We start from the raw sequence: 15,674 nt of genomic DNA, 5'->3' as shown, positions 1-15,674 counted from the left end.
TTGACATGTAAGCACCTCCGTTAGTTCCGCGCAGTCTGGGGATACGGCAGGATTACAGCCTGCCCAGCAGCCTGGACAATGCCCGGTCCGCCTCCTTCAGCACCACGGGTTTGTCGACGGTGAGCACCGTCTTGCCCTGCATGACAATTTCGCCGTCGATAATCACGGTATCCACATCGCCGCGGGTAGCCGCATACACCACCCGGGAATACCAATCCGCATCAAAGGAGGGGTACACATGGAAATCCTCCAGGTCCAAAAGCTGCAGGTCCGCCAGCTTTCCCGGCTCCACACTGCCGATTTCCCCCTCCAGACCCAATACCTCCGCCCCGCCCATGGTGGCCATCCGCAGAACGGTTCTGGCATTCATGACCGTGGGGCCGTGTTGGACCTTCTGGATAAAAGCAGCCAGCCGCATCTCCTGGAACATATCCAGATTATTGTTGCAGGGGGCACCGTCCGCGCCCAGTCCCACATGAATGCCCTCGCGGAGCAGGGCCGGAATCTCCGCCAACCCGGAGGCCAGCTTCAGATTGGAGCCCGGGCAATGGGTGACCTTCACCCCACGGTCCCGGATAATCCGCTTCTCTTCTTCATTTAGCCAAATACTGTGGGCCAGAATCAGATTGGGCCGGGCCAAGCCGATATGATCCAAATAAATTACATTGCGCATCCCCCGCTCCGACTCCACAATGGCAATTTCCGTCTGATTCTCGGAGGCGTGTGTATGCACCTTCACGTTATACTGTGCCGACAGGTCCCGGACCCCCATAAGCAGCTCCTCCGTACAGGAGACGACGAACCGCGGGCAAAAGGCGTAGTGAATCCGGCCGTTGGCTGCGCCATGCCATTTCTCCAGGAGTTCCACACTCTCCCGTAGGGAATCCTCAGTCCGCTCCTGGAGCGGCAGCGGCACCTCCGTGCCGTAATCCATCATTACCTTCCCGGACAAGGCCCGCATGCCGCTTTGGCGGATGGCCTGGAAAGCCGAATCCGTGTGATGTACCGTCTCCATATCCAGTATGGTGGTGGTGCCGCTGCGGATAAGCTCTCCCAGCCCCAGCATGGCGGAATAATAGACGGAATCTGCATCATGAGCCGCCTCCAAGGGCCAGATCCGCTGGCGCAGCCAATCGATCAGCTCCAGATCGTCGGCGCGCCCGCGGAAGAGTGTCTGGCACAGATGGATGTGCGTCTGCACAAAACCAGGCAGCAGCACCTTGCCCGATGCATCAATCACCTTATCCGCAGTATCCCCGATATTCGGCTCCACCTTCACGATCCGGTTGTTTTCGATGAACACGTCCCCTTGCAGAATGTCCTCCTGCGGGTTCATGGTCATAATGACGGCATTCCGGATTAACAGCGTTCCCATACAATCATCCCCCTTGATGTCCGCCCTTTTCGGGGCCATTCCCATTCCGGACGCCGCCTCAACTTCATGTCAGAATTATTATCATTTTATGTCCTCAACCTGATTTTTGCAACGAAACCGCAATTTCATGTCAACTTTCCGGACAAGCCCCTATGAATATTCCACCGGTTATCACAAAAAAACCGCTACCCCGTTTTTGACAACAGGCAACGGTTCTATAGTAAGCAAAGCCTACGCCCCGAATTCGGCGGTTGCGGCACTCCCGTTCCCGGCGTGGCCCAGCTGGGCGGGATGAATCTCCGGTGTGTCCAAAGGAGCCACCAGATGGGAGGATTCCAGAAAAGAACGCATCAGGCTGCAGGAATGGGCGAACTTCTCCTGCTCCTCCGCATTGAGGTTCAGCTCCACCACCTCCTGGACACCGTTGGCGGAGATAATGGCCGGTACGCCTACACATACACTGTGCTGCCCGTATTCCCCCTCCAGAATGGCGGACACGGCCATGATCCGGTGGTCGTCGTTCAGCACGGACCGGGTGATAAAGGCCAAGGCATTGCCGATGCCGTAGTGGGTGGAGCCCTTCCGCTTATAAATTTCCCAGCCTGCCAGCCGGGTCCGGTCGGCGATATCATCCAGATCCAGATGCCCGAACCGGCTTTGGTTCTGCTCGATCACCTGCTGGATCGGCTTGCCGCCGATGGTGACATGGGACCAGGCGACGAATTGGGATTCTCCGTGCTCCCCCATGACAAAACCCTGGACACTCCGCGGCTCCACGGGAAAAATATCGGATATTATGGTCTTCAGCCGGGAGGAATCAATGGAGGTGCCCGTTCCGATCACATGCTGGCGGGGCAGCCCGGAGAGTCTCCATACCGCATAGGTCACAATATCCACCGGATTGGTGGCCACCACAAATATCCCGTTAAATCCGCTTTCCATAATAGGCGGAATGATGCTTTTCACCATCTCCAGGGAGGAATCCAGGACATCCAGGCGGCTGCCGGGATTCTTCGGGTTGCCGCCCACTGCGAGGATAATCACATCCATATCGCCGCATTGCTCGTAGTGGCCCGCATATATTTTGGTTCTGGAATGGGTGAAATCCATACAATGCGACAGGTCCAGGGCTTGGGCCAGCGCATTCTCCGGACTCCGGTTGATGAGCATCAGCTCCTCGCATACCGCCTGATTGATCATGGCGTATGCGCAGCTGGAGCCCACCAGGCCGGTTCCCACTATGGCAACCTTACGTGTTTTTCTGCCCATGGCGTCCTTCCTTTCTCTACATGCCGTTGTTTTGTTCTGCTACAGTATATTCGCCGCAAAACTGATGTTACCTATTATAACATGAAAAACCCGTTTCCTCTACGGCCAAAATAACAGAGGTCAATAAACACCGAACAATAAAGAAAGGATAACCGAAAAGCCCGCCAAGTGGAGAGGCAATGCTGTAACGGAACTCTGCAACTCTTAGCCCGAAGAATGAGGCGGGTTTAATACGTAACGGAACTCAGCGACTCTTTCAACTGCTTTCGGCTGCTTTAACCCTGCTTCTTTACCGCTAAGAGTCAGAGAGTTCCGATAAAAAACCGCAGAGGGCATTTTCGCCGTTTAAGCGTCGCTCAGTTCCGTTAACATTCTCGCGTTCCTCCCGCTGAGGCTAATTGTCCCCGGCAGATGCATATATCGGCTCTGGGACACGGGGGATTTGAACAAAAAGGGTGGCAGCGAGCAAACATCCGCCGGACTGCAATACCGTCGCACCACACAAAAAAACTGGGCAGAAAAACTATCTGCCCAATTTTCTATTTGGGGATTGCGTCCCATTATTTATGAATGAAACTCTGCGGCTTTATTGCGGCGTCTTAATCATCAGCTCCAAATCATCGAAATATACCTCTCCCGCTGCAGCGCGCTTATACATAAAAACAGTGACAGTGGTATTGGTGCTGCCGGTGGTAAAGGTAATTTCACCCTGGGTATAGTCTGCCGCATTCACATAAACCTGGCGCTGATAGCTGCCGTAGTTGCGGACGCCGAACTCCCCGTTGGTTCCTTTAGCCCAGCCCTTCAGCACATAGGTGGTATTAGGCGTGAGTCCGCTGATGTACTGCTCGATGCCTCCATAAGCCGTGGTCAGTCTGGCCGCATAATCACCCGTACGGGCGTTGGAATTGACAATTGCAGACTGGGTAAAATGGGTGGGCCAGCCGGTGAAGTCTCCCGTCTCAAACCCAGGGTTGGCCAGTAGATTGACTGCAGCCACTACCTTGATCGTACAAGCTGCGGTTTTAGCGCCATCCGCCGTTGTAGCGGTCACCACGGCCGTGCCCGGTCCTGCTGCCGTCACTACCCCATACACATTCACCGTTACTGAGGTTGGGTTATCCGAGCTCCACAGCACGGTTTTGTTAGAGGCATTGGTTGGGGCCACCGTAGCCGTCAGCGTGAAGGTTTGGTCCTCCTGCAGCAGCAGATTGCTTTTGTTCAGCACAACTCCGGTAACCGCGACGGGTGTGGGTGTTGGTGTGGCGGTCGGCGTTGATGTGGGTGTGGCAGTCGGTGTGGCGGTCGGCGTTGATGTGGGTGTTGCAGTCGGTGTAGCGGTTGGCGTTGGAGTAGGTGTTACACTTGGAGTAGGAGTCGGTGTTGGAGTAGCGGTCGGTGTAGCTGTTGGTGTCGGCGTTGGCGTTGGGCTGGAGGGAGGTGTCAGGCCGTCCGTCACAATCCGGAAATAATCAAAGTCTGCCGTCAGCCCAGTTCCCGCACACACTATCAGGCCGATTTTGAGATTGGACAGGTCAGCCGTTTGGGTGGTCCATACCTGGGTGTAGGTCACCCCGTCCGCTGAATAATAGCCGCTGTACGTGTTGCCGTATTTCAAAATCCGCATATAGGAAACCGCCGATTGGATGGTGTCGGCGACCTCCATATGCTCCCGCACGGCATTGATCTGTTTGGTGAACTGGAACTGGTTGCCGCTGCCGTAAAGCCGGGTCATGCGGAAATAGGTGCTGTCGTCCACATAGGCGATCAGGCCGCCCTGGGCCCAGCGTGCAGAGGGTTTGCCGCTCATTTTGGTTTCGATCATCCAATTGCCCTCCGGCGCCCCGGTCAGGAGAATATTCTTAGCCGTCGCTCCCCCGTCCACAATGTCCCCCGCTTCACTGACGATGCGCAGGCTGCCCGGATTGGCGGACAAGGACCAGTTGGCGCTGTTTTCTCTGACCCAGCGCCATTGGCTGTTCAGTGCCGCCGCATTAAATTCGTCGCTGGTCCCTACCGTATAGACCGGACCCGACGGCCCGTCTGGAGCGGCGCTGAATTGAATCAGCTCCAGTGCGTCAAACCAGACCTCTCCGCCGCCTCCGGCCTTGTACAGATAGATCGTGGCGCTGTTGGAATCGCTGCCTGTTGTGAAGGTAAGCTCCTTTTTGGTATAGGCGGTGGAGGACACATGGACGTCCTTGGCGGTGCCGCCGTAGTTTTTCACACCGATCACCGCATCGCCGCCGCCAGTGCTTTTTCCGTAGGCATACAGCTTATAGATGGTGTTGGGATACAGCCCGCTGACCGTCTGCTCCGCTCCGGCATAAGAGCCGGTAAGCTTGGCGGCGTAGGCTCCCGCATAAGCATTGGACGCTTCAACTGTGGCCCCGTTATAATGGGTCGGCCAATTGGTGAAGTCTCCGGCTTCGAAGCCTGCATTCTTCAGCAGATTCTCCTCTTGGGGAGGCTGGGGAAGAGGCGGCAGATTGTTGGGATCAAGCCCCGGTCCCTGATAAGCGCCGATATTGGGGGCAGTCCCGGCGGCAACCGGATTGCCGAAGAAGTCTCTACCGCCGTTGTTCGTAATAATTTTCCCGGTGCCAATGGCAGGCGAGGTATTCAGCAGCTGATACCCGGCCAGCGTATGCTTGCCGATGCCTCCCGAGCCCGGAGAAGCCAGCTGCGGCTCCGCGGTTTGCTTATGGGCATCTGCCGGTTCGCCTGTCGGGTGATTGCCGTAGAACAGATTATAGTCGAACACATTATTGGTGCTGCCGGCGAAATTATAACCTCCCGAGCCCAGGTTATAGATCAGATTATTGTAATAGTACGTATTCTTGGCATAACCGCCCCAATTCAGCACATCCACCACCTTGGCCGTAGAGGATCTGGGCAGATACACCGTATTGTTATAAATGGTGGTGGTATCCGGTGTACCGCTGAAATTAAACACGGCGCCTCCGTCGTTCTGGCTGATATTATACCGGATGATGGTGTTCGTGTTGGAGTTGGTGGCCACCGTGCCGTCATTTACTACCAGGAAGGCTCCGCCTGCATTGTTGTGGCTGTAATTGTACTGGATGATGGTGCCGTCGCTTCTATAGTCTGCATCATACGCCATGGCATCTCCGCCCGGGGCGGTATTATAGACCTCATTGAACTGGATTACAGAATTTTTGTTGGAGAAAACCCATAACGGCACATGATACCCGCTGGCCCGGAGGTGGGTATCGTACACCACGTTGTTTTCAATCACCCCGCCGGTGGTATCCAGAATAAACGCGCCGTCGGCGCCAATATCGTAGATGACATTGTCTGCTACCCGGAAGCCGGAGGAATACGCCTTCTGGGCACCGTAGATGTAGATGCCCACACTGTCTACCGTGTAGATTTTGCTGTTTTTGACCACCACATCGGCCACATGGTAGTCCCATGCAGTGCCCCAGACAATAATGCCTCCGTTATGGGCGTAATCCGTAGACACATCCCCTTTGACATGGTGGATGTCCAGATTCTCGAATACAAAATGGCGGTACACCTTGGGATTGCTCCAGGTGCCGCTGCTGCCGTCCACATGGATGCCCCTGCGGATTCCCTTGGTTGCGGCATCGTTGGTAATTTCCAGATTCCGGACCTCCCACTGCTCCTGATTGTAGAAATAAACCGCAGCAGCAGCGCCCGCTCCGGCGATCAGAGGCTTGCGGCCGGAGCCGTACATATCCATGGTGATGGGCTGGCCTTGCACCCCGGAGCCCTGGGGCGAAAGCGTGCCTGTCCATACCCCGTCTGCCTTGAACAAAATGGCATCACCCGGCTGAAACACAGTGGCATTCACCTTCGCCAGCGTTTTCCATGCCGTTCCTGCCGACGTTCCCGCATTGTTGTCATTGCCTCCAACAGCATCCACATAATAGACCGCCCCTGCCGCCTGCACCTCCGGAGCTGCCGCCCACGGACCTATCCCTGCCACAACCAGCGCCAACACCAGCATTAGCCGCAACCATCCAACCCGCATCAGCTTCATTTCCTCAATTCCCTCCCCAACGTAGAATATATATCAAGAACGCGGGACTGCCGTTATCCAAACGAACAGTAACCGCTTTCAAGATCCTGTTCACAATACCATCTACCTCCCGCTTATTTCATCCGGATACGATCATAGCCCTGGCTCAGAATCACCTCGGCCTCCGCCGCAAGCTGCCCGATATATTCCCGATAGAGACTGTCCAAGGAAACTGCCGCTTCCGGCGCTTTCCCGCCATTCCCCCCGCCGGAATCTCCTTTATCCCGTTCCAGCACCTTCACCAGCACCAACTGGCCCTGCAGGCCTTCGTCGAAGACGGGACTTGCTTGTCCCTCCTGAAGTCCCCCGGCCAGGACAGCATACAGCACAGGCTGGGATTTAAAATAAGTGCCCGCCGTTTCCCCGTTCAGCTCCTCCTCAGTCACCCGGATATCCGCCCCTCCCCGGGAGAGTGCCGTTTCCCCGGATTCCCCGGCTGCCTGCTCAAGCTGCTGCTTCAGTCGGGCTAACGTCTCTTGTTGATTTGCCTGCGCCCCGTCTCCCATAAGCTCTGCACCCCGGTAGGATACAGCCAGCTTCCGAAACCTAACCCGCTCCGTTTCAGGCGGGGCAGGACTTTTCTCCAGCGCCTTCAGCCGCAGCAGCTCCTCCTCCGAAACACCCAAATCAGCGGCAGCAACCTTTTCCTTCAGCTCATTGCGCAGCTTGCTCATATAATAGGGAATGAATACCGTCTCTTCCAAACGGACAGGCCCATATACCGGCTGGCGGGCCTTCACCGCTTCCCCCCTGCGTTTGTTTTCCCGGTCCATCTGCTCCAGCAGATCCTCATATGCCGTTCCGGAAAGCAGCCCATGGCGGCTTCCAAGCTCCAGCTCTACCTTGCGCTTGACCAGCTCCTCCATGGCCCTGGCCTTCGCCATCATCTCCGGGTTTTCCCCGCCATAGCTGGTGTCCCAGAAGGCCTCCGTCACATTCGCCTGATAGGTCCGGAGGAAATAATCAATAACCGGCGTACGCTGGTTGTCCAGCTCTCGTCTGAATTCCACGGCGGTGATGCCCATACCGTTTACCTTGGCCACAACCGTGGAAGCTTCGCCCGTTTCGCTTTGGGCAACAAACACTCCCGCACCCGCAACCACTGCAAGAACTGCCGCCGTTAACAATGCCACCCGTTTCCCCGCCCTCATGGCACCACCTCCATTTCCATCTTATTACAGCGCTTTCATTGGGGTAAGTGATAATCTTTTAAGATTCGCTGGCAAAATATTAAGATTGGTCCCAAAATTCACCTTACATCCGGCCGCCCCATTCACCGTAAAACTGCTCCAGGTACTGCTCCATGAACCGGTGCCGCCCCTCGGCTCTCCTTCGTCCGGCCGGCGTATACATCAGTTCCTTCAGCTTCAGCAGCTTCTTGTAAATTTCGAAAGTGCCCCCTCCAACACCAAAGGCCAGCCATCCGGGGATGGCCGGCCTTTGGTTACCTGATTGAATCAGCTAGTGCTCCTTCATAGCTCCGTTGATGGGCAACGACAAGTCATCCACACCCACATGATCGGCCGGGCTGATGGAATGCCGTTGGAACCGGACTGCATCCGCCCGGGTATAGATCATATCCGCTGCCGGGGTTGGCGGGTCGATGGTGCTGGGAGTTACTCTAGTCATCTTGACATATTCGCTGCCGTCTCCGGCAAAATCATAGGTGCCCAGCTCCAGCCAGCCCGACGGACCGGAGGATTGGTCGATGTACATAACCTCGGTGCCGGTTTTATGCTTCACCTCCACCTTTATATTCTTGTCCTGGGATACGGTGTGGACAAGGTTGTAGAGGGAGACAGTATAATTCCCCTCCGGAAACTGGGCCTTCCACATGGCTGACGACCCTTGTGTCGTAGAATAGCGGGATTTCACGCCTGTTTTGTAACCGGACAGGTTGCTTTGGCTCCATGAGCCCTCCGTGACATACAGCCCCGCAGTATTCGTACTGTCCACGATCACAATCAAATCCCTTATAGGGATGGCTACATGAGGGGTTTCCATAATGATTCCGTCAACAGTTACAACGGCCCATACCTGGATTTGGTCGGCTACCCCGTCGATATGCTGGAGCGTCAACACCCCATTCCCGTCTACTGCAGCCAAATCAGGCCTGTCCACGTAATACGCCACCTGCGCTTGGCTTAGATCACCGGGAAGCCCGTTATCCATGTAGCCCGTCACACTTAGCTGTGCGGTATGGGTCATTTCCAGCAATGCCCTGTCCGAGCTCAGGACAACCGCCTGCCATTGCGGACGTACAGTTTCACTTACCCACATCACAGCATCGGCAATAACCCGCGTGTTATTGGCCTGATTCGTTAGCTCCACGTAGCCGCTGCTTCCTGCTGCAAAAGGGAATGCGCCCAAATATGCCCAACCTCCGCCGTTGGTTTTCTCATCCACTGTAACTGTCTGCGAGCCTCCGTTGTAATAAACCGTAAACGAAGCGTTGGTTGACCAGTTTTCACCTGCAGGCATTTGGGGAAGCTTGTGATAAACGCTGTAGGTGACGCTGTCGGGCAGCTCCGGCCGCCAGCGAATCCTGCTGGTTGCCGTACCCGTCACAGGCTTCACATAAACATAGCCGTCATAGTAGTATCCGTTGCCCGATGTATCGCGTATCCAGACGCCCTCTGTTTCCGCCTCGGTATTATCCACCACGATGGAGCCTCCCGGCTGCCAATCCGGCTGGACTGGAGGGACTGTTACCCGGTCAGGAAGATACAGGGTTCGCGTTCTTGTTTGCTTCCCCTCTGACTCTACATAATAAGTGAAGGTTTTGGACAAGTCGTTCACCCGGATCGACCATTCCATCGGGTAGATCAAATCTGGAGCTGCCGTATACGTGCTCCCGCCATCCAGCGAATAGTGGAGGATGGAGGCTTGCTCTGTTTTGGCCTGGATATAGGCGTTATAAGAGGTTTCGTCAGGTTTAACGATGAGCATACTCTTGACAGCATCGATGGGACTATGCGTATCGAAAAAATAGCTTGCACCGGATGTATCCTCTGCAGCCGTGTTGATTTGGTGCTGCGGAACTGAATCGCAAGACCGCCTACAATAACTGCCGTTAGCCCCCGGCCAGTGACGGTGACATCAATTTTCCCGTTCCGCATCACCGTCTGTTCAGGTGTGCCGTTATCCCGGATAACGGTCACCGGATATTCCAAAGCCGGATTGAAGCCGATCAATTGCTGATTCAAGGTGATCGAGGCCGTCTGCGCCTCCGTTGACTCGTTGCTGAGCCCGATGTAGAGCTGATCGCCGCTCTCTGCTGTAATCCAATTCAGCTGCGGATTGCCGGTCTGGATAATTCCCTTGGGCATCCATAGCCATACACCGGAATTCCCGTAGAAGGTACCCGGCTTATGCCCGTAGAGATGGTATTTGAACCACAGGAAATTGGTTTCGAATACCGCCGGAAAGGAGATGCTTCCGCTGGATTTCAGTGTTTGCTCGCTGATCAGGTAATCCATCGTCTGCCCCAGCTGACCGGGCACATGGTGATAATAAACGGAGGTGGGTTCGCTGGGACCCTCCAGCGGAAACTCCGGCTCCAGCTGGCTCACAGAGAAGCCCTTGTAATAATAACCCGGATAATTGGAATACCGTCCGATCACGGCATTATGGGCAATATCCCGCAGCAGCGTGTCGCCGGTGTATTGCGCCAGCCGGAGCATAAACGGCGCCTCCTGGGCATTCATCCGGTAATAGGCATCCGTGCTGCCCGCTTCAAAGGTCAAACCGGTGGGTGAGATGAGCCAGTTCTCCGCCTGCACACCCCCGGTTTCGTATTCCGGGAAGTTATCCCGGGGATACTCATATTTGCCGCTCGCCGGCCAATGGAAGGATTCCTTGTAGGGGGCATTCGGCTGGGGGATGGTCGTGATGCCCTCCGGCACAGGGCGGGCGACGAACATGGTGGCGTACCGCTTGGCCTCCTTGTACGCGGCATCCAGGTATTTCGTTTCCTTGGTTTCCTCATAAAGCTCCAGAATTTCCATCCACAGCTTGCCGTAATGATAAATAAACTCATTCTGGGAGATGTTTACGGAGGCGGGTGTGTCAATATTTAGAGCGATATACGAATCTGCTGCTGTTTTTGCCTGCTGCAAATACGTGGCGTTGCCTGTCAGCCTATACATCATTAGCGGTTGAATGACAGGCCCCCGGCCGCTTTCATCCGGGTTGCGGAAGCGGTATTCCTCCTGCCCCAGCTCCTGAATGCCTGCTGTGCCCTCCATTAGCTGGGACAAAGCCGAAACCGTTGTCACGTCAAAGGGCAAAGAGGCCATTTTCCATAAGGAAGGGACACTGTACACCGGCTTCTTCGTCGGCGACCAGCCCTGTCCGTTCCGCGAAACTCCGAATTCGATGGCAGGCAGGGCCCTTGTATCGTAGAGCTCATCATCCCCGGTCAGGTAGTAGGTGCCTAACAGAACACCATTGGATGAGGTGCGAACCGTATCCTCATTTTCGATATCAATAAAGCCCTTGGCCCTGCTCCACCAGCCGCTGGGAGAGGGCACGTAATTTACCGAGTCATCCCCTTGCGGCTCCATCTTCAGAAGGTCGATCATATTGAACATGGCATCCGTAAGCGATCCGCCTGCTGCATTCTCCCGGTATGCGGTATAGCCGTATTCGCTGCGAAGCACATTCTCGTAAGCATCATACAGGCTGCCCCTCTGAGCAGCCAGGCCCAGGTGGAACCGGTACGTACTCTCCGCGGTCATGCGCGAGTATGCTCCCAGCTGTGGCGCATAGAGGATCGGTTGAACATCACCCTCGTTGTTGACAAGGCTCATCCCGAGACGCTGACTGTTGGTTCTGCCATGGGGCTCGAACTCCAGCGGAAGCTCATCGGCCGGCACAAATACCCCGTATGTGAAGGCAGAGCCATTCCCGTTGTTCTTCTCCACCAAACTCATGGGGGCGGTCAGCTCCCATAAGCCTGTGGATTCTACAGTACCGATCATCTTGGCATGGGATTTGAACCCGCTTAACACTTCATTCACGGCTGCAGGCGCCTCCGCCGTGAAGGACTGATAGCCGATCACATAGCTGCCGTCCCGGCGCGGGGTAAAGGCGTAAGACACATCCGGTTTATCCTGTGTCATCGACCAGGTTGCCTGAAAATCGTAATCCTCCCCATGGGAGGAATCCGTCAATACTGCCGTTTGCCCGTCGGGGAATTGGATGCTGTCCAACGTAACCCAGCTTTTGTTCATGGTTTCATAATAATTGGTCTGCTGAGCCGCATCTCCATCCAGAATAACCCATTGCTCCTCAAGCCGCTCCGGTACCGTATTGGCCGGTATCCAGTCTCCTGTTGCTGCATCCTTGTAGAACAAGTCACGGACTATCGCTTTTCCTCCGCCATCCCATGCCGCCTCATAGAAGGTAGCCTTGTAGCTGTTATTTTCAATGCTGCCTTTATCCGTGTAGGTCAAATTCTGCAGTGTCCGGCTGCGCAGCGGCGGAAGCGGCGCGGCCTTCTGCCTGATATAGCCCTCGAATTTAAGGGCGTCCACCCGCGTCAGAATGTTGCTGGTGGTCGGCTGGACACGGGTCAGCCGGACGAATTCGCTGCCTGCTCCGCTGAAGTCATACTCTCCCAAATCGATCCAGCCCGTCCCCCCTGCCGCGGGTCTCAAATCTATATATTGGACCTCCGTTGACCCGTTATGAACCACTTCAACCTTTACATTGCCATCCGCCTTCTCCGCCCAATCCAGCTTGTATAAGGAGATTCTGGCCCTGCCGGCCTCCAGCCTGGGATTCCAGGTGATGACATCATTGATGCTGTCCGTATACCGGGTGCTGGAATTGTTATACCCCTTTACACCAGTGCTTGTCTTCCAGCCGCTCGAAGCAGAAAAGCCCTCCGCTCCGTCATCCATGATGATGGTATTGTAAGGAGTAGCCTGCTGCTGGATATGTCCTTCGAATTTAACGGCGTCAACACGCGTCAGGATGGTGCTGGTCGTAGCCTGAACCCGGGTCACCCGGACAAACTCTTCATCTACACCGTTGAAGTAGAAGTCACCCAATTCGACCCAGCCGGCACCGCCCGCCGAAGGCCGGAGATCGATAGACTGCACCTCCGTCATCCCGTTATGGACAATCTCGACCTTCGCATTGCTGTCTGCTTTATCCGCCCAATCCGGCTTGTACAAAGAGATTTTGGCTGTTCCTGCCTTTAGTCCGGGGTTCCAGGTGACGGTATTGTTAACGGTATCCGTGTACCTGGTGCCGGAATTGTTGTAGCCCTTCACAGTGGTACTGACCTTCCAGTTGCCTGTGGTTTTATAGCCGTTAGAGGTGTTGGTGGGGTCGCTGGTCACGACACCGTCAATGGACAGGCTTCCGTCGTCAATGATGATGGTCTTGTACGGCAGCACTTCCTCAGCCGACACTGCAGGGGGATTCCTTACACCCCCGGCGAATGGTGAAACGATTGCCGCAATAAGGCAAATGATGAATAGCTTTCTGAACATAATCCCATACCCTCCTTTTCAATAAGATAGAAAGCAATTCCACATATTGTAAACGCTTTCTTAAAATGATGATAGCTTGTCTGCGGCCCTTACATTTCTAGGATTTTAAGAAATTCTTATACGATCTTTTGCCGTTGCCGCGCTGTCCGCAAAATTGAAAAAAAGCTATACCCGGCTGCTGGCAATCAAGCGGGTATAGCTTAACATGAGGTTAATTGTACAATTTCACGGCGAATACCTCGTAGTAAGGCGAGCCGTAAGTAGCTGTGAATTCAAATCGGATGCCGGTTATGCCCTGCATGCCAACTGGATGTTTATTTAACGAAAGATAATTCCCTCTGACCTCTATTCTCTGCTGGCTCCCGTCCGCAAGGCTCAGGATCACATCATAATCCTTAATCAGGGTTTCAATGGGATCGTTGAAGTGCTCCAAGTCCAACCGCGGATTGAGCACCAGATGGAGCTCCTCCACATTCCGGGGTGAGGCCCAGGCAAGCTCCAGCCACTCCTGCCCCTCCGTCCGTTCAGATACCCATACATGGGGCAGCCCGTAAGGCCGGGAATACCCGTTGACCACATTGGCGGGCTCATACATGTTCTGGGCGGGAAGCAGATCCTTGAAGCATATATTCCTGCTCCACTTCTTCAGCTTGGCCGGCACCTCCGGTTGATACTGGAAGCTGACCGCCCCCGTAAGCTGATCATCATTGCAATACACAGCAAGCTGCTCTGTACCCTCAAGCACGATATAAAGCTTGTCGTCCGCGGGTTTGCTGCAATCCAAAGGCAGAGTAATCCACCCATCGAAGCCTGCCGCGATATCCACACTGCTGCTCCTGAGCCTGCTGCCGGGAATATACGTCTCCTTCCGGTCTCCACCGAAGAGCTGTACGAACAGGGTTTCCGCTGCTGCTCCCTGATTCCTGACCCTCACGCTTACGCTCTCCACATGCTCCGTATGAACAGGCAGCACCAAGCATAGAGACTTATCCAAAGAAACGGCTTCAGCACCCACTGCATTACTGTACGCCCGCTGAGACGAAGCGCGCACCGTTAACCCCTCTGCGAAATAAGGGTCCGGCTCCTCCCTGCGCCCGGAGATTGTCTGCCCGTCCCTTAGCAGGGCCGCCTGCAGCTCCGGCGCATGATTTGCTGCCAGAGCAGACGGGTTCACACCATATTGCACACATAAAGCGGCAGCCGTTCCTGCCGCCTGCCCCATACAGCCGCAGGTAGCCATCACCCGGGTGGACCCAAAGGCCACATGGGTGGCGCTTATATTCCGGCCTGCCATCATCAGATTGGGAACATTGGCTGAATACAAGCTTCTGAACGGGATATTGTACAGCCCGGGAACAAAATTCCACGCCGTAGCCGGTCCTTCATCATAGATCCCCCTGGCAGCGTGCAGGTCCATAGCCCAGCCTCCTACAGCCACGGCATCCGGGAAATACGGCTTCTCCGTGAGATCCTTTTGCGACAGCATATAATCCCCGACAAAACGCCTTGATTCCCGTTTCCCGGCGATCGGAGACACATAATCCAGGATGACATTGTCCACATCATCAAATTCGCCGCTGTTCTTGATGTAATCCCAGATCCCGTAAACCAGCTTACGCAGCTCCAGCGTGATATCCTCGTTGTCCCGAACTACATCCAGATGCCCGCCGAATTCCAGCCACCATAACCCGCCAATTCCATTGATTTTGCGGGGAATCGCACGATAATTCAAGCCTCTGCGGATACTATCGAAGAAATCCAGCTTGGTAATATCGTATGCAAACTCGGGCCTTCGGAACGGGACCTTATAGCCCACATCTCGGGTTTGAAAAAGGATCGTATCCCCCATGGTGTAGTGGTCTGCGGTGTCCGGGGCCAAATCTTCGTCAAACTCGGCCTTGGCCTCCCTCCCCCGCTTATAAAGAGCGCCTGCCTGGTATCCCACCACTCCATCGCCGGAGCAATCAATGAAATAAGGGCTTTCAAACCGCAGCCTCCGTTCCGAGGCCAACTGCAGACCGTCCACCCAGCCTATCCTTCCGTTCTCCATCCCTGTTTCATACACGGAGGTATTCAGGAAAAGGGAGATGGCCGGTTCCCCGTACACCATGTCCAATAGGACCGAATCCGACACCGAGGCCATGATCTTTTTGTTATACAAGGGATTGTAATGGAAAATCTTCAGCTTCAGCTCTTCCACCAGCCCGCCCTCCCGGGCATAATAGGATGGGCTGATCCCGTGATAAGCCGAGCCGTTGATATGAACCCTGACCTCACTGCTGGCATTCCCGCCCAGAACAGGACGGTCATTAATGAGGGTTACCTTCAATCCGTTCCGTGCAGCGGCAATGGCGGCGCATATTCCCGCAATTCCTCCGCCAATGACGGTCACATCCGATTTAATAAGCTCCATTGTGATAACCTCCATGAATAGATTTGCTATTCATGGTAACCTTTCTCG

The 15,674-nt window shown here is 55.0% G+C and carries 7 protein-coding genes; all 7 read right to left on the bottom strand.

Going from position 1 to position 15,674, the window contains the following annotated elements; translation table 11 throughout:
• Positions 1–52 precede the first annotated feature (52 nt).
• On the bottom strand, positions 53–1,375 hold the full coding sequence (locus ACI1P1_RS18355; protein ID WP_416217889.1) for a 5'-deoxyadenosine deaminase: 1,323 nt from the start codon (positions 1,373–1,375) through the stop codon (positions 53–55).
• Positions 1,376–1,606: 231 nt separating this feature from the next.
• A complete protein-coding gene (locus tag ACI1P1_RS18350; protein WP_416217888.1) occupies positions 1,607–2,644 on the bottom strand; it encodes an L-lactate dehydrogenase in 1,038 nt (345 codons plus the stop codon).
• Between the two features lie 586 nt (positions 2,645–3,230).
• Entirely contained in the window at positions 3,231–6,671 is a 3,441-nt protein-coding gene (locus ACI1P1_RS18345; protein ID WP_416217887.1) for a right-handed parallel beta-helix repeat-containing protein, read from the bottom strand.
• A gap of 113 nt (positions 6,672–6,784) precedes the next feature.
• Positions 6,785–7,861, bottom strand: a complete 1,077-nt coding sequence (locus tag ACI1P1_RS18340; RefSeq protein WP_416217886.1) for a SurA N-terminal domain-containing protein — start codon at positions 7,859–7,861, stop codon at positions 6,785–6,787.
• 310 nt (positions 7,862–8,171) lie between these two features.
• Positions 8,172–9,653 carry a golvesin C-terminal-like domain-containing protein gene (locus tag ACI1P1_RS29740; RefSeq protein WP_463605679.1) on the bottom strand — a complete coding sequence of 494 codons (1,482 nt, stop codon included), beginning with the start codon at positions 9,651–9,653 and terminating at the stop codon, positions 8,172–8,174.
• Positions 9,536–13,213: a golvesin C-terminal-like domain-containing protein gene (locus ACI1P1_RS18335; RefSeq protein ID WP_416217885.1), complete on the bottom strand. Its 3,678-nt coding sequence runs from the start codon at positions 13,211–13,213 to the stop codon at positions 9,536–9,538. The genes ACI1P1_RS29740 and ACI1P1_RS18335 overlap by 118 nt, the downstream gene beginning before the upstream one ends.
• A 211-nt stretch (positions 13,214–13,424) precedes the next feature.
• Positions 13,425–15,626, bottom strand: a complete 2,202-nt coding sequence (locus tag ACI1P1_RS18330; RefSeq protein WP_416217884.1) for an FAD-dependent oxidoreductase — start codon at positions 15,624–15,626, stop codon at positions 13,425–13,427.
• Positions 15,627–15,674: the final 48 nt, after the last annotated feature.

The organism is Paenibacillus mesotrionivorans (assembly GCF_046098205.1).
Classification (GTDB): Bacteria; Bacillota; Bacilli; order Paenibacillales; family NBRC-103111; genus Paenibacillus_AR; species Paenibacillus_AR mesotrionivorans.
Note: the sequence above shows the minus strand (reverse complement) of the source record. Positions and strands in the feature narration are given on the sequence as shown.